This window comes from Pediococcus stilesii, assembly GCF_001437075.1.
GTDB lineage: Bacteria > Bacillota > Bacilli > Lactobacillales > Lactobacillaceae > Pediococcus > Pediococcus stilesii.
Window position 1 is genome coordinate 55,331 of the sequence record NZ_JQBX01000009.1, and the last position, 21,692, is coordinate 77,022.

Annotated in this window: 18 protein-coding genes; 3 read left to right on the plus strand and 15 right to left on the minus strand. The window is 37.8% G+C overall.

All coding sequences use genetic code 11. From position 1 onward, the window contains the following. Positions 1-19 precede the first annotated feature (19 nt). Positions 20-601: a TetR/AcrR family transcriptional regulator gene (locus tag IV81_RS05225; RefSeq protein ID WP_057802797.1), complete on the minus strand. Its 582-nt coding sequence runs from the start codon at positions 599-601 to the stop codon at positions 20-22. 187 nt (positions 602-788) lie between these two features. Beyond that, the gene (gloA2, locus tag IV81_RS05230; RefSeq protein ID WP_057802798.1) at positions 789-1,169 is read right to left on the minus strand and encodes an SMU1112c/YaeR family gloxylase I-like metalloprotein; all 381 of its coding nucleotides are present in this window, start codon (positions 1,167-1,169) and stop codon (positions 789-791) included. Between the two features lie 152 nt (positions 1,170-1,321). Between gloA2 and IV81_RS05235 the strand changes: the two genes are divergently transcribed. The 3 genes from IV81_RS05235 (at position 1,322) to IV81_RS05245 (ending at position 4,723) form a co-directional block, all read left to right on the plus strand. Further along, positions 1,322-2,755, plus strand: coding sequence for an MFS transporter (locus IV81_RS05235; RefSeq protein WP_057802799.1), 1,434 nt, complete (start codon positions 1,322-1,324; stop codon positions 2,753-2,755). A 95-nt stretch (positions 2,756-2,850) separates the two neighbouring features. Further along, positions 2,851-3,258 carry an iron-sulfur cluster biosynthesis family protein gene (locus IV81_RS05240; RefSeq protein ID WP_057802800.1) on the plus strand — a complete coding sequence of 136 codons (408 nt, stop codon included), beginning with the start codon at positions 2,851-2,853 and terminating at the stop codon, positions 3,256-3,258. Positions 3,259-3,457: 199 nt separating this feature from the next. Next, positions 3,458-4,723 (plus strand): hypothetical protein, encoded by a 1,266-nt coding sequence (locus tag IV81_RS05245; RefSeq protein WP_057802801.1) that lies wholly within the window; start codon positions 3,458-3,460, stop codon positions 4,721-4,723. Between the two features lie 69 nt (positions 4,724-4,792). Here the strand turns inward: IV81_RS05245 and IV81_RS05250 are convergent, their stop codons facing one another. The 13 genes from IV81_RS05250 to pyrE all read right to left on the minus strand — a co-directional run bounded on the left by IV81_RS05250 (position 4,793) and on the right by pyrE (position 21,510). After that, a complete protein-coding gene (locus IV81_RS05250) occupies positions 4,793-5,647 on the minus strand; it encodes a nucleotidyl cyclase domain-containing protein (RefSeq protein ID WP_057802802.1) in 855 nt (284 codons plus the stop codon). Further along, entirely contained in the window at positions 5,631-7,760 is a 2,130-nt protein-coding gene (locus tag IV81_RS05255; RefSeq protein ID WP_420848346.1) for a cellulose biosynthesis cyclic di-GMP-binding regulatory protein BcsB, read from the minus strand. The genes IV81_RS05250 and IV81_RS05255 overlap by 17 nt, the downstream gene beginning before the upstream one ends. Beyond that, on the minus strand, positions 7,699-8,925 hold the full coding sequence (locus IV81_RS05260) for a glycosyltransferase family 2 protein (protein ID WP_420848345.1): 1,227 nt from the start codon (positions 8,923-8,925) through the stop codon (positions 7,699-7,701). Before IV81_RS05260 ends, IV81_RS05255 begins: the two co-directional genes overlap by 62 nt. A gap of 39 nt (positions 8,926-8,964) precedes the next feature. Beyond that, positions 8,965-10,524, minus strand: a complete 1,560-nt coding sequence (locus IV81_RS05265) for a hypothetical protein (protein ID WP_057802804.1) — start codon at positions 10,522-10,524, stop codon at positions 8,965-8,967. Then, positions 10,517-11,977 carry a glycan biosynthesis hexose transferase WsfD gene (gene wsfD, locus IV81_RS05270; protein ID WP_476739300.1) on the minus strand — a complete coding sequence of 487 codons (1,461 nt, stop codon included), beginning with the start codon at positions 11,975-11,977 and terminating at the stop codon, positions 10,517-10,519. Before wsfD ends, IV81_RS05265 begins: the two co-directional genes overlap by 8 nt. A 35-nt stretch (positions 11,978-12,012) precedes the next feature. Next, positions 12,013-12,681 carry a hypothetical protein gene (locus IV81_RS09510; protein ID WP_236696831.1) on the minus strand — a complete coding sequence of 223 codons (669 nt, stop codon included), beginning with the start codon at positions 12,679-12,681 and terminating at the stop codon, positions 12,013-12,015. Positions 12,682-12,804: 123 nt separating this feature from the next. Beyond that, positions 12,805-13,137: a hypothetical protein gene (locus IV81_RS09515; protein ID WP_236696832.1), complete on the minus strand. Its 333-nt coding sequence runs from the start codon at positions 13,135-13,137 to the stop codon at positions 12,805-12,807. A 206-nt stretch (positions 13,138-13,343) separates the two neighbouring features. After that, positions 13,344-14,255 carry a dihydroorotate dehydrogenase gene (locus IV81_RS05280; RefSeq protein WP_057802805.1) on the minus strand — a complete coding sequence of 304 codons (912 nt, stop codon included), beginning with the start codon at positions 14,253-14,255 and terminating at the stop codon, positions 13,344-13,346. A 12-nt stretch (positions 14,256-14,267) separates the two neighbouring features. Next, positions 14,268-17,441 carry a carbamoyl-phosphate synthase large subunit gene (gene carB, locus IV81_RS05285; protein WP_057802806.1) on the minus strand — a complete coding sequence of 1,058 codons (3,174 nt, stop codon included), beginning with the start codon at positions 17,439-17,441 and terminating at the stop codon, positions 14,268-14,270. Between the two features lie 2 nt (positions 17,442-17,443). Then, positions 17,444-18,529 (minus strand): carbamoyl phosphate synthase small subunit, encoded by a 1,086-nt coding sequence (locus tag IV81_RS05290; RefSeq protein WP_057802807.1) that lies wholly within the window; start codon positions 18,527-18,529, stop codon positions 17,444-17,446. 1 nt (position 18,530) lies between these two features. Then, complete coding sequence (locus tag IV81_RS05295) at positions 18,531-19,814, minus strand: dihydroorotase (protein WP_057802808.1); 1,284 nt, start codon at positions 19,812-19,814, stop codon at positions 18,531-18,533. Beyond that, positions 19,815-20,741 carry an aspartate carbamoyltransferase catalytic subunit gene (locus tag IV81_RS05300; RefSeq protein ID WP_057802833.1) on the minus strand — a complete coding sequence of 309 codons (927 nt, stop codon included), beginning with the start codon at positions 20,739-20,741 and terminating at the stop codon, positions 19,815-19,817. A 133-nt stretch (positions 20,742-20,874) separates the two neighbouring features. After that, positions 20,875-21,510, minus strand: coding sequence for an orotate phosphoribosyltransferase (gene pyrE, locus IV81_RS05305; protein WP_057802809.1), 636 nt, complete (start codon positions 21,508-21,510; stop codon positions 20,875-20,877). Positions 21,511-21,692: the final 182 nt, after the last annotated feature.

Below are 21,692 nucleotides of genomic sequence, written 5' to 3' on the forward strand. Positions count from 1 at the left end.
ATTAATGAATAATTATTGTTTAACATTTTTCAGGTTGTAACAATAGTCGATTTACATATTCCATCGCCTCGGTTTGTGTCAACGGATGCCCTTCTAAAAAAATCCATTTCAATACTAGCAAAATGGTATTGCTGTAATGTTCGGCGATCAATTCAATCGGAAGCTTCGTCTCCTTTCGATCGGCAAGACGATCCCTTAAAATATTAATTGCTTCATTTTTGAAATACTCGTACAAGTTCACGATAATTGTGCTTCCTGGAACATTATTTTTGGAAAGCTGGGTCAATAATTCTTGATGACGGTACATCGTTTTAAAAATTTGACGCAATAAGTATTCTTGCAGCTCTTCATCAGAAATATCCTGATATTCTTCGATTTTGCTTTCTTTTTTGAGTAAGAACCAACAATAATTTAATAAATCGTTCTTATCATCGAAGTAGTTGTAAAACGTCGCCCTTGGAAAATTACTAACCTGGCAAATTTCGTTAATACTAATATCGTCATACGCTTTTTTAGCTAACAGCTCATACATGGCACTTGAAAACGCCGCTAAAGTCCGTTGGGCGCCTCTTTTTATTTTTTGATTCAGATCATATTTCATTTCTTCACCTCGAAAATTGTTTTTTGAAAAAATCATTTTTTTATAATAAAGAATTCTAGCGCGTTTATTTTATTTTTGCAACAGTTTAAATTTAGACACTTGTAAAACTTAATAAAAAATAAAAAGATTACGCCAAAAAAATTTTGTCATAACCTTTTTTCACATTTTTCGAATAATAATATTATTGCTATTCGTGTAATTCGCTTGGCAGTCCATCTGGATCAAAGAAAAACGTCATCTTCTGATTGTTCAAATCGTCGCGTCGAATTTTTTCTACCTCAATTCCTTTTGACTTTAATTCTTCAACGTCGGCTTCAATGTTATCCGTTTCAAATGCGATATGACGCAATCCCGCTGCTTCTGGATATGAAACTCGTTTAGGAGCATCCGGTTTAATAAACAACTCAAACATCACACCACCGTACTCCAAATCTAGCTTCATATCATTCTTGTTTAGCCGTTCAGTTTCTTCGACAACTTTCATTCCTAAATGATGTACATAAAATTCTTTAGCTTTAACATAATCCGTACAAATGATCGCAATATGGTCAATTTTTTTTGCCTGCATTTTTGTCCTCCAAAATACGCTATCAATGATAATAGTTTCTTAATTAGATTCTATAACAACTTTTACAATCTAGGGGATTAAATAATTGACTTTCTTCATCAAAAAAAGAAAAATTAGGTATGTAAAAATTTACACCTGGGAGGGAATGTAGTATGAACAACTCAAATGGGACATCGACGGCGAATAAAACGCTGATATTGATTGCCCTTGGTATTTTTTCATTTATGTCCACATTGGACGGATCAATTGTTAACATTGCCATGCCAATTATGTCTAAAGAACTCCATGTAAGTGCCAGCCAAATTGAATGGGTTGTTTCTATCTATTTAATCGTGATTAGTGCCCTACTAATGTTTTTCGGTCGGTTAGGTGACGTTATCGGAAAGTCAAAAGTCTTTAAGGTTGGGACCGCCGTTTTCATTTTAGGCTCATTACTTGCTGGGATTAACCTTGGATTACCTTTTCTACTCTTTTCCAGAGTGGTTCAAGCTGGTGGCGCTGCAATGACCATGTCCAACAGTTTCGGAATTACAACTAGTTCATTTCCAATTGATCAACGCGGACGAGCAATGGGTGTGATTGGTACCTTCGTTGCGTTGGGCTCGGTCGCTGGGCCAGCAATTGGTGGTTTAATTCTCAACTATTTACCGTGGAATTATATTTTTTGGATTAACGTTCCAATCGGGGTCATCGCCGTTTTAGTCGGCTTAAAAAGTCTTCCACATGATGTGCCAGTATCCGCGAACGCTCCGTTGGATTGGCTGGGGATGATCGAATTTTCGCTATTCGTAATTACCTTCTTCTTTGCAATCCTTCAAGGTCAAGAAAGTGGTTACAGTAATCCGTTAATTATTGGATCACTAATTATTTCCATCATCGCCTTAGTTTTATTTATTAGGACGGAAACCAGTCGGAAGCATCCGCTTTTAGATTTATCTATTTTTCAATACTCCGATTTTACACTTGGATTAATCGCTGCGCTTCTTGTTTTCATTAACGGCTTCTTTTACAACGTATTAATGCCGTATTATTTGGTCAACGCTCGTGGACTTTCTTCGGGAGTATCAGGCTCGCTTTTGTCAATTATCCCGTTAACCATGGTCGTTTTCGGTCCAATTGGTGGAATTCTTTCAGATAAATTTGGCGGAACCAAAATTACAGTTTTAGGAGTGTCTCTGCTACTTGCCGCACAATTTTTAATCATGGGATTTGGTCTATCAACGCCATATTGGTTCTTTACGATGGCATCGATCTTGACGGGAATTGGAATTGGGATGTTTCAATCTCCAAATAATGCGTCCGTAATGTCGGCTGTTCCAAGTAATCGGCTCGGGATTGCCGGAAGCGTCAATGCTCTTGCACGAAATCTTGGAATGATTCTGGGTGTAAGTATCTCAACTTCATCTTTATTCTTGGTAATGAGTGCAAAATCAGGACAAACAATTACAACCTACCCTTTGCATAACGATCAACTATTTATTTTTGGAATGCGCTTTGCATTTCTGATTTCAGCAGTATTATTAGCAATCGCTGATTTTATCGCTATTCGTCGGTGGATCGTTTCAATTAAAAGAAATAAAAATTAATCTTTTTTGAGCAAAATATTTAACTTGTATTCCTAATTGTTATACTATCGAATAGTAAGGTAAAGTAGTTTTGTTAGCATAGGAGGAGAAATATTATGAAAATCAATATTACGGAGAATGCGCAACAGTATCTTTCAGGAAAAGGTGTCGATAACAAGCACGTCTTTCTAGCTTTAGATGATGGTTCTAGTAAATTTTCAAAATTAGGTGGCTCTTGTGCGATTGGAAATAAATTTCAACTTGTAGTATCACCGGCTGCTGATACAGACTACACTGATTCAATTGAAAACAACGCCGATCTTGAACTGACAAGTAGTAAAGAGGAAGAAACATATCTAGGTAGCGGTTTATCCCTTGATTACAAAATGGGTCTGCTGAAATTAAGTGACAACAGCGGGGTTCTTGATGGCGCAGTTTCAGTTCAACAGTATGAACCTAAGGACGTTCAAGATAAGGCATCCATGAAAAAAGATATGCAAGAACTTGGTAACAAAATCTGCTAAACATTGGAACGACTAATATTTTTAGAGATCGGACAAAAAATTTGTCTGGTCTCTTTTTCATTGCAATTATTAGTGCCTAACCCTGTTAGTTTCATAATTTCAGCGTTTTTCCCAATTATGGGACCTAATTTGAATGACTGTACCCCTTAGGCTTGATAAACTGGTAAATGGACAAGTAACTTATGGGGAGATATTTTTAATGAAAAAATTGTATTTAGGTCTTATTAGTGTTCTAGTTTTAATTTTTGGGGCGTTTATGTTTATTCGTCAAATTCAGGTTAAAAAAACGGCACCGGCTAAACCATCGGCAAATAGTATAAAATTAGTTGCTGCTAAAAAAGCGGCGGATCAGTATGATTATGAACGAGCCTTAACTTTATTGAAGGGACAGAGTTCAAAATCGGCAACTACTTTACGGAACTCAATCAATTCCACTAAAAAAGAATTGGTCACCTGGAACAAACCCGATCAATTTCGGCATCTTTTCTTCCATAGCCTGATCGTTGATCCACAGAAAGCTTTCAAATCAAAGTCGGCGCGGGGCTATGCCGACTATATGGTCACCATTCCAGAATTTAATAAAATCATTGATCAAGTTTACAAAAATAATTATGTGCTCGTTGGTCTACAAGATATTATTCAAACCGATAAAGATGGAAAAAAATCGACCGTTTCAATTAATAACATCAAGCTTCCAAAAGGAAAAAAACCATTAATTCTTTCTCAGGACGATGTGAGCTACTACAAATATATGAAGGGTGACGGCTTTGCCAAAGATCTTTTCATTGATAAGAACGGCGAAATTAAAAATCACTATGTTGATGGTGGAAAATCACAGGTTGGAAACTACGATCTAATTCCAATTATCGATCAATTTGTGAAAAAGCATCCGGACTTTTCGTATCATGGTAGTAAAGGAACCATCGCACTAACCGGATATAACGGCGTTTTAGGTTATCGTTCATCCATTTCACAATCTTCTAAAAAAGATTTACCTGCAACTAAAACGGCCATCAAAAAAGCTACTACCGTTGCAAACGCCATTAAAAAAGATGGCTGGACTTTTGCATCACATTCGTGGGGACACATTAATATGAAGGAGTCACCCCTATCAGATATTCAAAAAGATAATACACTTTGGATGAAAGAAGTCGCACCAATCGTTGGAAAAACCAATATTTTTATTGATCCATTCGGCGCCGACGTTGGTGGCAGTGAACCCTATTCAGAAAGTAATGCTAAATATAAATATCTAAGTCAACAAGGTTTTAATATTTTTTGCAACGTGGATGCCTCTAAACCTTCATGGGGTCAGTTAGGTGATAAATTCTATCGCAACGCACGTATCAACGTTGATGGGATCCGATTCCAATCCGATCTAGACGGCTCCGACACCGTCCTCAGACAATTCTTCAATACTAAACAAGTTATCGATCAAAAAGACCGTAAATTGGTTCATAAATAAAAATAAGGAAGGTACGACAGCATAATTTGTCGTACCTTCCTTATTTTTATTATTCTTTACTGAAAATGCTTAAACGTCATATTGCGTTTCATCGATTCCCCTGTTCATCAGATCGTAAGGATTATTCATCGTTTCCGGATCCCATGAAGCAATACCAACGACCATTGATATTGCAAGTGACATTAATTCAGGATTTTTCTTAATATTTAACTCAAAAGCATCCTTAACACGGTTGGCAGCGATTGTGGCCCCTTCCGCATCTGAGTAAAGTAAAATTGCCCACGTTGGATCTTCATTTTGAATGATATATGTTATATCATTTCCTCGAGTTGAATCTTTAATGGTTTCTGAAGTTAATTTCAATAATGACTGTAATTGACGATCGCTCATCATTCTTCGTAAGTCATTAAAATAACGAATTTTTATAATCAACGTTGTGACCGGTATTTGAAACCGCCGATTTGTTTCAATGAATACCCCTGCATCTTCTACATAAGCAACCATTGTCCGTAAATTAGTTTGCGCATCAAAAGCTCCCCGCTCTACTAATGCAGCTCTTAGTTCGCTGTTTGACTTTTGTAATGAAACCTGACTTTTCGTCATAAAATATAAAGTGAAGGATAAAATTATAGGAAGAACTAACCAGAAAACTAGTTCCCATCGCACGGTTTGATTTTTTCCGACATATTGGTACAACATCACAACTACTTGTAAAGCAATAAATCCCATATTAATTACGATACTGGATAGAATCCCCATAAAATACGTGGTAATTAAAATTGCAATCGTAATAAACAAATAAATGATGTTAATGACAACTGCTTCTGAAATAATTAGCATTACCGCCAATGCGCTAATCATTAGCATGAACATGAGTAATCCAATGTCTTCATACAAAGATTCACGTTTATCTTTGTTTTGCATTTTCATTTCCCCCATTTAATTTTGCTTGTTTTTTTAAAATCAAGTACAGTCCTAGTCCCATTACCGCAAATATTAAAACGGCAATGCCAACGTAAAGGATAATTTGACTGTTTTTACTGAGCATCCGCTTGTGTTCCAGTCCCGCATCAATGTATTTATTCTTCTTAAAACGATAACTGTAGTGTGTATTATCTTCATCTACAACAATTGCATCACCGGAATATTGGTCAATGTTCTTTTTAAAATTAAGTTGTGTCGTTGCTAAATAACTCGCTTTGGAACTTGGGCCGGTAACCACTAACATACCAGCCTTATCGTTGTATGGCGAGCGGATTAGCTGTGCGGTTCCAATTGACTTACCATAATCTTTTTCAATGCTCAGCTTTTCATTTGATACAAATCGACTTAAACTCGAATTATATTTAAAGTACAGATCCTTATTCAAGGTTCGGATCATTGCATTATTATCCGGCGTTCCAAGCACGATCACATTTTTGTTACTTAAAGTCTGATCGCTAGGTTTTTTATTATAAAATTGAATTGTTCCAGTATTACTTTTAGCATATGCACCAATCAAATTAAAAATATTGGTTAAACTTCTAAAATCATCAGCATTCAACTTTTTAGGGACAACGACTGCTAGGTTGTTATAGGTTTCATTTTTAATAAAGATTGTTGGATAATTTGCAAATAATAATTCATTACTACGTTGTGACTTAACATTCATCACTGAATCGGTGTCAACTTCGGCCCACGGTGTCCGTTCGTTATCAGATGTACTTTGATCTTTCATTTCTAAGTCAAAAGCCACCCGAACTTCAAAGCTATTTCCAAGTGAGGTCCCTTTGGGTACATCCAGGGTCAACGTATCACCATCAGCCTTAGCCGCAGTTAGTTTTTTACTACCTAGCGCAATTTTATTAATATAAACCGTAACTAACGAACGGTTGAAGTTTAAGTTTTTGCTGTACCTGAACTTTAATTTCACCTTAGAACCATCCGCGTTGTTTCGATCATTTGGTAGGGTCACAAAGTAGCTAGTTTCTTGATGACCTGCGCCCTTGACGGTATCAATTGCATTAGTCAACTGATATCGTCCCTCGTCTTGGATTACCGAAGTAAATGTATCAGTTGTATCATCCACGTCTTCAACAGCTTTGTTAGTTTCTTTCATTAATTCAGCATTTGCAACGAATTTAGCTGCTTTCTTTAGTAATGCGCCCGTTTTAGCCGTCACAATCATATAGTAACGATCATCGGTATAATAAGTTTTAATCACCGCATGTTTATCTACATCACTAGCGCTTACTTCTTTTTTCAGCTTGTCTGGTAAATGATCATATTTTGCCACATACATAATATAATCACCCTTTTGAGCGTCTAAATCATCATCTTTAACAACGTTAATTTGATCATTATCAGTAGTTATAACTCGTGATCCACCGGTTAAAGCTGTCATGCTTGCCGTCAATTCATCTTGATCCGCACTATTAGAGGTAACGATTTTTGAACGTTGATTTGCGATTGTATCCTCACCTAAAAAATGATCATTAAAAGAATGTAACGTGTTTTCTGCCTCATTTAGCTCATATTCAAAGTTAACGTTTGAACCCGACTTAATCGTTATCCAATTTGCTGGGGTTTGAGCTAAATTATAGTTTTCAGCATTCTTTTTATTCAAAATTTGTCCACTAATCTCTATTTTATTATTGCCTTGAATTAATTCTAACGGTATTTCAATTGTTTTGTTTTGAAAACCGCTCCGATGCTCTGGCCGAAATGAATAGAACTTTACTCCATTAACCGACACCGTAACATCCGAAATAGTATCATTGGCTAATTGGGATATTTGGTAGTCAAAATTAAAAGTGGCTTTTTTAATATCCCAATAGTCCATTTTATTAAAATACATGCTCGTTTTTACCGATCTACCTGACAGAGTCGTCGTATCATTTTGAAAATTCTGCGTATACGTCTGTTTATCAGCATGAATCGTACCACCAGTTATTACAAAAAAGATGCTGATAGCAATTACTATTAGCCCAATTCTTCTACTTATATCGTTTAGTTTTATACCATTTTGCTTGTTTATGAAAAATCTGTTCACGAATATACCCCACCATTCCATATGCTGCGACTGCTAACCACATCTGACTATACACTATATACATAAAAATTATTAATAATAGATTACTAAAGCGGATTTCACCACGCTCCGTTGTAATTGTGACAAAGGTGCTGATTACGAACATTAAAATTCCAAATAACCAAAGCCAATTGCTAAATCCTTGGAGATCCGAATGCGCCACTCCGGCAACGGATAACACAAACACAACATCGGATAAAATTAACGCCGTCATTAACAAAAAGTAGGTTGATAGGAAGTAAAGCAAGTCAAAACGAATTGGCCGCCCTTCCCGCTTAAATAGGAGTTTAGCATTTTTGACAACTACGTAGATGTTTCCCTTAACCCATCGTGTTCGTTGGTGAAACCAAACATCAAGTGTCTGCGGTTCCTGTTCCCAGGTCACCGCCTTTGGTTGGAATTTAATTCGATACCCCATTCTGTAAACTCTAAAACTAATTTCTGTATCTTCTGCTAACGCTTTAACATCCCATCCACCAATTTTCTCAAGAATGTTTCGTCTAATAACATAGTTAGTACCAGGAATTGTGCAGAGTTTAAACAGCCTTTGTCGTCCAGCCTGCGCCATCCACTGAAATGAAAGATTTTCGATATTAATAAATCGTGTTAGAATCGTTGCCTCTTTATTTCGAGTTCTAAATTTTCCAATTACGGCTGCGAGTCGATCATTTTCCAACAGTTCGGCAACCAGAATCCTTAATGCTCCCTTTTCTGGAGTGTTATCAGCATCGTAAACTGAAATGATACTTCCCTTAGCGTGCTTAAGTCCGATGTTTAAAGCATTAGATTTTCCCTTTCCACCGGTTACCGCATCCGTATTAATCACCTTTAAGCGATCTTCACCAAATTCTTTTTGAACATTTCGCAACAATTCAGCGGAATTATCGCTAGAATTATCATTAATTACGATCAATTCGTATCGATCCTGTGGATAATCGAAACTTAATAGTGACAAACCAGTTTTAATAATAACGATTCCTTCGTTATGCGCTGGAACCATAACAGATACAAATGGCGGATCCTCCGGTAATTTAGGTTCGGCCTTTGCCGATTCTCTTAAATATTCCAAAAAGCCCGCGACGGTTAAAATTAGATTTACAATTAAAGTCGCCCAAATTGCAATAATGGCCACTACAAGAAAATAATCTAAAACTGTGATAACATTTTCCTCCTATCTCTTGAACTTATTTCGATATATTTTTCTACCAATAAAGATAAAAACAATTAAAACAATAAAAATCACAACAAAAATGACAGTAATGATCCGTCCTTGAACGTGGAAAAAATCTTTTAATAGAACTTTGTTTTTTGTGCTAGTAGTATTGTTGATGGTGTTCTTATCTTTGGAATTAACATTAATTTCAACGGGACTCTCATTAACAAAGTATTGGCCTAATTTATAGGATAATTTTGAACTGGCGAAGTTAATTCTCGATTCAAATTCAATTTGACTTGGATTTTCCCAGTTAAGATCTAGTTTTCTGATCTGCTCTTTAACATTTCGCAGCTTGACTGAGCTATTAGGCATTGCAATTGTCACCGCCGTTGGAATATTAAACCTTAATTCAGCCCGATTTTTGATTGTGTCAATCGAGGACGCATTGACCGCATAATAACTTTTTTTAGCTACCGAACTATTGTTATCAACATTCAAATTCACCATTTTAGCGGTTGAGTTAGGAAGTAACATCCAAGTATTAGCTTTCTTCAAAGCATTCTGTCTTAAAATTTGATCCTGATTCCAAAAACCGGGGGTGCTTATTCCAACGGGATAAACGCCTTGTCTGGCCAAATTAAGCAAATACCCATCAAACAATCCACTTAGTTCGGTTCCAGTATCCTTTGTTGCACCGCCAATCACTGGCGCATTTAAAAAGATTAGTCCATTTCGATCTTCAATCCGGCGCAAGGAAATTGCAAAACGATTAAAGGCTTGCATTTCGGTATTCTTAGCAACAGATACCGTACTAATGGCAAATGGTATGTCCATTTTTTCGCAATATGCACTTAGTTCATCCAGTATTTCCATATCCGTGTACGGACTTACTCCCGTGAAAGTCAACAGTGGTTTAAACGTCTGATTATTTTTAAATAACTGTGTAATTAATTTTGTAGCACTCAAAAGGCTTAAACTTTTTGCTTCAAAAAAGGGTAAATAACCATTTTTCCCGTTAATTACACCATAATTATATTCATCCTGATTTTTTTCTTGAGTAACCAATTTACCAATAACTTGGGCGTTCTTAGGTATATCCACAAGTGGTTCCATTGTCTGTGAAAATGGTAATTGTTGACTATTTTCATCAACCGTTAACGTCAATTGCTTCTGATAAATCTTATCAACCTTAGCATCCAATTGTTGAAGCTCCTGCGGCGTAATTCCTTCACCAATGTGAAGCTTAATTCCGTCATACTCTTCACGATCTTTTTCAAAGCTTTGGTTCATCAAGCCCGCCTTATCCCAGTTAATTAACGTAATTACTCCTGCATACCCCTTTTGTAACTCACCTTTTTTATAATCACTCGCCTTTTCTGTCTTCACCTTCAAATTCATTCCCGTTAGGATGCGTTGCAGAGAGTCTATTCTCTGCTCACCTTGGTGAATGTGATCCTTAGAATCGTAAACTAGTAGCACTTTTTGACTGTTGTCATCTGCTTTAACTGCCGGTTCTGAAAGTATTCCAAAAGCCAAAAGGGCAATAAAACATAATACTACTCGAATTTTATTCATCGTCATCACCCCCATCATTAGCTGGTAACCATAATTGATGATTCAATATATCTGCGATAAGCATAATAAAAATTAGGTCTAGACAAACTGGAACCATAAATAAATGTTTTGCTAAATCCGCATCTCTATCTTCAATAATGGAAACAATTGGTACAAAGACACAAATTGTAATCAATCCTAAAACTAAGAAAAAGCGCATAATACCAAATGCTTGACCCTTCTTTAGGTCGATGTAGAAACTAACCCCGTAGACCATCACCAGAACTAATGATAGTAAGCACAAAAATGCATACTTCCCAGGGAAAAATGCACCGGCAAACGAACTAAATCCCGTAAAGAAGGTCAACTGTGCTCCGGCTTTTTTACCTGAATCTTTTGTGTAATTACCCACCGCCTTAATTTGTGTAATCATGATATCCTTCGTCGCTACGTCTAATAGGTTGATAAACTGTCGTGGATTTTTAGCGTAGTAAACTGCAATCCAGCCAAAATTATATTTTTTAATTAAATTATCTTTGACATATTTAGAGTTTGGATCGACCGTATCATATGTTTTGGCGTAATAATTTTGTTCCCGCATTAAGGCAAATTGTTGATTAATGCCCTCTGCTTCAATTTTTTTACTTGGATCACCAGTTTCCATCAAAGCTCCATGGGTGAATGATTGATACTGATTAACTTCATTAAACTCTTTATTAATTAATCCGTATGTCACAGCGCCAGAAGCGAGGACGGCCATAATGCCACCGACCAGTGCTACTTTTTCATATTTTTTTAAATTAGGTAAGAAAAATAACCCTATTGATGCGACCCCAAAGCTTAGTGCAAGCGGCGTATTTTGCTGTTTACTGGTAATTATTAAAATAACGCTGATAAAAAAAAGCGTTATCAACCGCCAACGCTTGCTATATCGCCCGCGTGCCAGTAAAATCACCGCCGAAAAAGCATACAACGTACAAATTAACATCCCTGGTTCAGCAAAAAAGGAATTAAAATACAATGTAAACGAGGCATCTGCAAACACAATTACGATAAGCAGCGCAATTACATAACTTCTAATTTTTCTCGCTGGTTCAACTAATGCCCGTGTTAAAAGATGAATTGCAGGTAGGAAAACCACGTAATAAACAATTCCTAGAAAACGAATATCAAAATATTTAGAGCTATAAAAAATTTTATTTAATATCAGTGCTACTTTAATAAAAATTGATTGTGAAGAAAAAACAGCAACGTTATTTTCATTAAAATACTGTAAAATTCCAAATTTTTTAACCACGTATCCTACATACTGACTACCATCAGATGGAAGTCGATAAATCCCGTTACTTAACCTCGCACGATAAAAATCACCATTATCTGCATACCCGCTGATTGGTGGTACAAATAGTATTAGTCCACAAATAATGGCGACTAGTGGCCATTGTCGCTGGGGATATGTATTTTTGAAACTGATTCCACATTTTTCTAATTACAACCAATTGTTAAACCTCAATATTCAGGTGCAATTAACGTCAACAAATTGTTAAACGAGTACGCATCATTTGTTTTTAAATCACCGATTGCACCATAAATTTTAGAATTTTTATCTTTTACTTGGCTCTTTAAAGCCAAATTAATCGCCTTTTTATAATAATCTTGATTATTTTGATTGGCGAAAATCATTGCCGCCAACGCATAGTTAGCAGCCGATTGGTTTCGATCCTGTACCACGCCCGAGATTGAATATCGATTATACAAGTGTTGGTCATCAATTTGCATCTTTAGCCAGTCTAAACTGGTTGACCTAATTTTATGAACCTCGCTCAAATGTAAAAGTGTCACCAACGCTTCGGATATATTTAAATCGCTGTTGCTATATTGCTTTGTCGACCAATTATAGCTTGAGTAGTACAGCGGAAAGATATCTCCTAAATAACCATTTTCGATCAGTTTAACCTGTTTTTGATAGTCCTTCTCACCCGCTTTAGAAGTTGATTCAAAATACCTCAAAGTTAATAAATCATAGTACGAAAGTGATCCCTCGTTACTCCGTTTCTTTGAACTAACATCATAAAAATTCAAAACACGATCTTTTTGAATACTCGTAGTTTGGAGTAAGGCAAATCGTTTAGCTGCTTCCCGACGATACTTCTTACTCCCTGTATTCTGCGCATACATTTGTAAGGCACGAATAATCCGCAGATCATCTAATGTCGCATTTACTTTAGATTTTTTATTGGTTGATGGATTAAGTCGATAACTAAACTGTGCTCCTAAATCAAAACTTTTTTTGGTTCTTTGTTAAAAGTCGACAAATTTACGATTCTGATGAGTCCGAGCAAGATGTTCAAGCCACAGTCCAGACGATTCTGATAGCATTTCATGACCAGTCGCAACTTCTTTTTGAGGAGGATAATTTCGGTAATTAGTATAAATCCCCTTTTTTTGAACCATTTTGGTTTCGATGAAATTTTGTAATCTTTTTTCATCGGGATTTTTGGTAACTTTCTTTTCTGTACTAAAAGAGGCGCTATCATTCTTAGGAATGCTAACCTTCAACTCTTTTCGGCATCCAACAAGGAGGAATACAGCACTCATGATAATTATTAGTTGTGTATAAAAATGCCTTGTCATGCTTTTTTTAATTCCCCTCTCATTCAATAAAAATCAACGGCACCGTTCGCGTCTATTATCCCTTAAAAATTGATATAAAAAAAGAGAGATTCCGTAGAATTCTCTTTTAATTATTATAATTTTTTAAATTAATGTTATTAATCATTAACCATATTGCTAAAGATCAAGATCAATTTCAGATCTGCAATCAATTCATACTAAATATGCTAATCCTCTGATTTAAATTCATCAATCCGGTCAAAGTGATATTTATCCATCGCTGGAATTAAATCTTCGATGATACTTTGACAAGCCTTTGGATTACCATAATTAGCGGAACCGACTTGGACTGCTCCTGCTCCGGCAACCATCAATTCGAGGGCATCTTTCGCAGAACCTACTCCACCAACCCCGATGATTGGCAATTTAGTCGCAGCTCGTACTTGATGAATCATTCGAACTGCGATTGGATGAATCGCAGAGCCTGAAAGGCCACCAGTACCGTTGGAAAGATGTGGCTTCCTAGTCTCTAAATCAATTTCCATTCCCATCAGGGTGTTGATCATTACCAACCCATCTGCTCCGCCTCGTTCGGCCGCAAGGGCAATCGGCACAATTTCCGTCACCCCGGGAGTTAATTTCATTAAAACAGGCTTTTTAGTAACGGCTTTAATTCGACGTGTTAGATCTTCCACCACTTCTGGATCCGTTCCAAAAGCTAGCCCACCTTTTTCAACGTTTGGACATGAAATGTTTACTTCAATCAATTTTACGTTTGGTGCTGTAGACATTTTTTTAGCTACTTCAACGTACTCATCTGTGGTTGAGCCCGCAATGCTACCAACAATCGGTAAATCTGGATAATTTTGTGCTAGCCATGGTAGCTCTTCTTTTAAAACGTGTTCAATGCCAGGATTCTTCAATCCAACAGCATTCAACCAACCACCAGTCGTTTCAGCCGTTGTCGGCCAAGGATGACCAGTGCGTGGCTCCATGGTTGTCGATTTAATTACGAAGGCCCCTAATCCATTTAAATCAATATTTTGCGCCATTTGTTGTCCATAAGCTGCCGTCCCGCTCGCATTCATTACAGGATTTTTAAGTTTTACTCCAGCAATGGTTGTCTCTAAACGCTCCATGTTCATTTCCTCCTAAAGGTGTAATGTTGAAAAGGCTTGTGATTCTAGTACTTGAAGAATTGCATCAACTGTATCTAATGCTGTGAATAGCGGCACTCCATACGTTAACGCGGTACTCCGAATTTTCACTCCGTCTGCCGCACTGGTTGTGCTATCCGAAATGGTATTAATCACCATCTGAATTTGATGGTTACGAATTTGATCAACAATGTTATTCTCTTCGCTCATTTTACCCACCGTTTGAACTTTAAGTCCTTGATTGGCAAGTGCTTGAGCCGTTCCCTTAGTAGCAACCAATTGGTAACCCAATTCTCTAAAGCGACGAGCAAATGACATTGCTTCATTTTTATCTTCGTCTTTAACCGTAATTAAAACTTTTCCATGATCTGGCATATGCATCTTGGCGCCTTCAAAGGCCTTATAGAGTGCTTTAGCCATGGTACGGTCGCTTCCCATCACTTCGCCGGTAGACTTCATTTCGGGTCCAAGCAAACTATCGACATTATCCAGTTTTGTAAATGAAAATACCGGAGCCTTGACGTGAATAATATCTCCTGCAGGATGCAAGCCGGGTTTTAATCCTTGTTCAATTAGATTTTCACCTAAAATGGCGCGCGTTGCAATTCGTGCCATTGGCAAGTCCGTTACCTTACTCATGATTGGAACTGTTCGACTCGCACGTGGATTAACCTCAATCACATACGCTTCATCATTATGAACCACGAATTGAATATTCATTAACCCGACGCATTCCAGTGCCCGTGCCAGTTTAATTGAAATTTCGACTATCTCATTTTGAACCTTATCTGATAAAGTTTGAGCGGGATATACCGCCATTGAATCTCCAGAATGCACCCCTGAACGTTCGATATGTTCCATAATTCCTGGAATTACCACATTTTGACCGTCACTGATCACATCGACTTCACATTCTTTACCCACAAGGTATTGATCAACCAATACCGGATGGTTATGCGAAACTTTAACAGCATTTTTCATGTAATTTTCTAGTTCTTCTTTGGCATGCACGATTTCCATTGCCCGTCCGCCTAATACATAACTTGGACGAACCAACACGGGATATCCAATTTTTTCAGCTGCTTCAATTGCCCCAGATGTTGTTGTTGCCGTTCGACCTTGAGGCTGACGAATACCATTTGCTTGAATTAATTTATTAAATTCATCTCGATCTTCAGCACGATTAACATTTTCAACCGTAGTTCCAAAGATGTTAATTCCACGATCTGCCAATGGTTCTGCTAAATTAATTGCCGTTTGACCACCAAATTGGACGATTACTCCAGCAGGTTGTTCCAAATCGATTACGTTCATTACATCTTCGACCGTCAATGGTTCAAAATATAGTTTATCGGACATTGAAAAATCAGTTGAAACTGTTTCAGGGTTATTGTTAATAACAATTGCTTCATAGCCCATTTGACGAATTGCCTGAATTGAATGAACCGTTGCGTAATCAAACTCAACTCCTTGCCCAATTCGAATTGGACCAGAGCCTAATACTAAAATTGATTTCTTATCAGATACAGTGCTTTCATTTTCAAACTCATATGTACTGTAATAGTACGGAGTTTGTGATTCAAATTCACCTGCACAAGTATCAATCATCTTATAAACTGCTTTAAGTCCAATTTCATCTCTAAAGTCGCGAACTTGATCTTCACTTGCGTTCCATAACTTGCTAATCGTTTCATCCGAAAATCCATTCTTTTTAGCAACCTTCAGAACGTCAGCGTTAAATGGTGTTCCAATAATTTCCTTCTCAACTTCATAAATATGAAGCAGCTTATCCAAGAAATAAACGTTAATTTTAGTTAAATCAGCTAACTTATCAATCGTATACTCGCGTTTAAGGGCCTCGTATAAGTAAAAAATTCTATCATCACGTGCGTGAATGATTCCATCAACTAAATCAGCCTCATTTAAATCAGCGAGATTATCATCACCAATGTAGTTAATATCAATATCTAGCGAACGAATTGCCTTTTGAGTTGCTTCTTCAACGTTTCGGCCAACCGCCATTACTTCACCAGTAGCCTTCATTTGTGTTCCTAAACGCCGGTCAGCACGAACAAACTTATCAAATGGCCAACGTGGAATCTTGCAGACAACATAATCCAAAGCTGGTTCAAATTCGGCCAGAGTTGTCCCGGTAACTGGATTTAGAATTTCGTCCAAAGTTAATCCAACGGCAATTTTAGCAGCGACCTTTGCAATTGGATATCCAGTTGCTTTGGAAGCGAGCGCGCTAGAACGGCTAACGCGAGGATTAACTTCAATTACATAATACTCATCTTTTGTAGGATCGAGGGCAAGTTGAACATTACATCCACCTTCAATTTTTAAGGCTCGAATTATGTTCAAAGACGCATCCCTTAGCATCTGAACTTCGCGGTCCGTTAACGTTTGGACTGGTGCATAAACGATTGAATCTCCCGTATGAATCCCAACCGGGTCAAAATTTTCCATGTTACATACTACAATCGCATTATCGTTATGATCACGCATCACTTCAAATTCAATTTCTTTCATTCCGGCGATACTTTGTTCAATTAAAACCTGTGTCATTGGTGAAAGTGTCAATCCGTTGGCTGCAATTTTTCGTAATTCAGCTTCATCATTGGCAATTCCACCACCGGTTCCACCCATCGTGAACGCCGGACGTACAATCACTGGATAACCAGTATTGTCAGCAAAATCAACCGCTTCTGCCACCGTTGTTGCAATTCCGGAGTCCGGAACTGGCTCATTTAAATCATTCATCAATGACCGGAAGCGTTCACGATCTTCCGCTTGATCAATAGCATCTAGTTTCGTTCCCAAAAGTTCAATTCCGAGCTCATCAAGAATTCCAGATTCAGATAGTTCCATTGCCATATTTAATCCCTGTTGCCCACCTAGTGTTGGTAAAATGGCATCTGGTAGCTCTTTACGCAAAATTTGTGAGACAAATTGAAGGGTAATTGGTTCGATATACACTTTATCCGCAATATCCGTATCCGTCATAATTGTTGCCGGATTCGAATTAATCAAGACGGTTTGATAACCCAATTCTTTTAGTGAAAGACAAGCTTGTGTACCCGAATAATCAAATTCAGCAGCTTGCCCAATGATAATTGGACCTGAACCGATTACTAGAATTTTATTAATATCCTCTCGCTTAGGCATAATTACTTGTCCTCCTTTTTATTTTTAAAATCATCAATCATTGTCATAAATTTATCAAAAAGATAGTCTGCATCATGCGGACCTGGTGCGGCATCTGGATGAAATTGAACTGAGAAAGCGGCATGATTTTTTAATCTTAAGCCTTCTACAGTTCCATCATTGATTTCTTCATGCGTAATTTCTAATTGCGTATTCGTAACTGATTCCCGTTCAACCGCGTATCCATGGTTTTGCGAGGTCATGTCAATTCGACCGGTTTCTAAATCACGAACCGGGTGATTAAAACCGCGATGACCAAATTTCATCTTTGTTGTCTTGGCTCCATTAGCTAAAGCGAAGAGTTGATGACCCATACAAATTCCGAATACCGGTACTTCCTCTTCAACTTCTCGAATCATTTGTAGAACACTTTCGTTCATTGACTCTGGATCTCCTGGTCCGTTGGTGAACATTACGCCATCTGGATTGCATGCCAAAACTTCTTCAGCCGTGGTGTCGAATGGCAAAACCATTACGTTGCAATCACGACGGGCAAATTCACGTAGAATTGAGTATTTTAGTCCAAAATCGACTACAACTACTTTGCGTCCGTTTGCAGGATTAGGGTAAGGACCGGGGGTAGAACTTTCTTCGATCTGATTCTTCTTCAAAGGCGTTTGACGCAACTTCTCAAATTCAACGTCTGAAGCCGTATTAACCAATGCCGCTTTCATTGCACCGTGTTCCCGGATTCTACGTGTAATTGCACGCGTATCAACCCCACTAATTCCAGGAATATCTTGATGAACTAAGAACTCTTCAAAAGTCATATTCATCTGCCAGTTACTTGCCCGGCGAGCCACTTCATGCACTACGACACCATAGCAAGTTGATTTTGCTGATTCCAAGTCATCGCGGTTAACACCGTAGTTTCCAATTAATGGATATGTAAACATTAAAATTTCGCCATTGTATGACTGATCAGTAATTGATTCTTGGTAACCAGACATACCGGTATTAAACACTAACTCACCGATGCTTTCACGTTCTGCTCCAATTGCAGTTCCTTCGTATGTTGTTCCATCCTCTAAAATTAAATAACGTTTCATTTTAGTTTTGCCCTTTCCGTTGAAAAACAATTTTTCCCGCAACCATTGTGAGTTCGGTTCGTCCGTAGACTTGCTGTCCAACAAATGGTGTATTTACTCCCTTTGATGCAAAATCTTTCTTCTCGATTTTATATTGGGTATCGACATTCATTACCGTTAAGTCAGCTATCTCGCCCGATTTTAATTCTCCAGCATGTTGGATGTTGAAAATTTGGGCTGGTTGACTACTCATCCATTGCACTAACTGTTCAATGGTACAAATTCCTGACTTAACTAATTTGGTATAAAGCAAGGAGAAGGCCGTTTCTAGTCCGGTAATGCCGAACGCGGCCGTTTTCATTGATCCCGTCTTATCCTCAACCGTATGTGGAGCATGGTCCGTTGCAATCATTCCAATTGTGCCATCTAGGAGTCCGCTTAATAGTGCTTGACGATCTTTCAGCGTCCTCAGTGGTGGATTCATTTTCATCATGGGGTTATCCATCGTAATCATTGTTTCGTCTAAGAATAAATGATGCGGTGCTACTTCGGCCGTGACATTAACTCCATCCCGTTGAGCTCTGCGGATTAATTCGACACTGCGAGCCTTTGAAACATGGCATACATGGTAATGAACACCGGTATTACGTGCTATTTCTAAATCACGCGCTAGTTGGGCCGTCTCTGTCAGTTCTGAAATTCCTGGAAGACCCAGTTGCTTAGCAGTATCTCCTTCATTCATCACACCATGCTGCATTAATGATTCGTCTTCAACATGTGCTGCGAGTGGAAGATCCAAAGCTTTGATTTGTTTCATTGCTTCATACATTACTTCGGCAGTCTGTATCCCATTTCCATCATTACTAAAAGCGATAGCTCCTGCATCCTTCAAAGCTTTAAAATCAACCAATTCTTCACTTGTTCTTTTTTTAGTGATTGAGCCATATTGTTCAATATGTACAATACTCTTTGACCGATTATGCTCAACCATTTTTTTCATTTTTTCAGCCGTGTCTGGAACCGGATCGACGTTAGGCATTGTCCAGACCGTCGTATATCCACCACGAGCTGCGGCATGACTGCCAGTTACAACATCTTCTTTTTGAGTTTGACCGGGATCTCTGAAATGAACATGCACATCAATCAATCCTGGTAACACAAGTTGTCCTTCGATATCAATAACCCGTTCGGCGTTTGTTTCAATGTTAGTATCAATTTTTACGATCTTAGTATTTTCAATTAGGATATCAACTAGCTGTGTCCCCTCTTTTAACACGGCGTTTGCATTCTTTAACAAAATACGCATTTAATTTAGTCCTCCGCGGATTAATCCTTTTGACTCCAAAACGTCCGTCAAAATTGCCATTCGCATGTACATTCCATTCGTCATTTGTTTAAAAATTCTCGAACGTTTTCCATCTACTAAGCTGCTTTCAATCTCAATTCCGCGATTAACTGGTGCGGGGTGCATGATGATTGCCTCCGGTTTCATTCGTTCAGCTCGCGCAAAATTCAAACCATATTTTTGCAAATATTCATGAGGTTGAAATTGAATTACCGCATTTTCATCGATGCGTTCTCTTTGAATTCTTAGCAACATCATTACATCAACTTGGTCAACAAGTTCATCAATTGGTAAAAATGTCCCATATTCTTCAAGATCTTCGGCCATCCATTCTTCAGGTCCCGCAAAATAAACTTTTGCGCCAAGTTTATTAAGCAACATTGCATTGGAACGGGCAACTCTTGAATGCGATATATCACCAGCAATAGCAATCTTCAATCCATCGAAGCGCTGAAATTCTTCATAAATTGTCATCATATCCAGTAGGGATTGCGAGGGATGCTGACCACTTCCATCACCCGCGTTAATAACACTAATTTCTAGGTTGGCATCCAAAAGTTGTTTATAGTAGTCGTTTTGAGGATGACGGATAACAGCGATATCAGCTTGAATTGCATCGATTGTTTTAACGGTGTCTAATAAACTTTCGCCCTTTGTAACTGAACTAGTTTGAGCTTCGAATTCAAGTAATTTCATCCCTAATCGATTTTCGGCCATTTCAAAACTAGTATGTGTCCGCGTGCTATTTTCGAAAAATAAATTCATTGCATAAACTGGCCGAACAAGTTCAACGGATTTTCCATTTTTAAACTCCTCAGCCAAATGAATTTTATGTAAAACATCTTCTTCATTAAAATCTTCTACCGTTGTTAAATCGTGCATATTCATCAAAGTATCCAAAATTTCATCCTCCTATAAAAAAAGCTACTCTCCAACTGAATCGCTCCGTTGGGAGTAGCATAAAAAGCCGATTCAATTGGTTCCTCTCGGGAAACCGATTTAATTGAAATTAATTTATTATTTATTTTTTCCAGTTCCAAGGATCTTGATGCCATTCTTTGGCTGACTGAACCTCATCTTCAGATAAAGCTTGACTTGATTGTAAGTAATCTACCATTTGATTATAGTTCAACAAACTAAGCAACTTTGTCTTCTGATCAGCAAAATTTTTCGTTGCATCTGGCAAACCGTAACTAAAAATCGAAGCAACTCCGATAACATCAACATTTTCTTTTCTAACAGCTTCGACCGCTTTTAACACGCTCCCACCAGTTGAAATTAAGTCGTCAATTAATACTACTTGATCATCGTCTTTTAACTGACCTTCAATCTGTTTACCTGCTCCGTGATCCTTAGGTTTTGACCGTACATAGATAAGTGGCAAATCAAGCGCATCAGCGACCCATGCAGCATGTGGAATTCCAGCAGTTGCCACTCCGCCAATCACCGTTGCATTTGGATAAGCTTTTTTAATTTCAGCACTCAATCCTTTTACAATGTCCGAGCGAAGCATTGGACTGCTAATTGTCATTCTTAAATCCGTGTAGATTGGTGACTTCATTCCACTGGCGTATGTGAATGGCGCATTGGGTGAAATTGAAACTGCCTTTAAATCAAGTAATTGTTTGATGATTTTACTACGAAGCTCATCGTTCATTATTAGTCGACCCCTTTTTTGAATTTTCGATATCGCTATTTGGGTACAAAAAAACCATCAACGTGTTGAAATGGCCGGTGCTAACCGCGTCCACTCCACCTGTTGATGGCGACTCTGCTAGCTTGCTAACCTCTCTGGATTAACTTAAAGCGACTCGATTTAATTTACTAAATCATACTGAC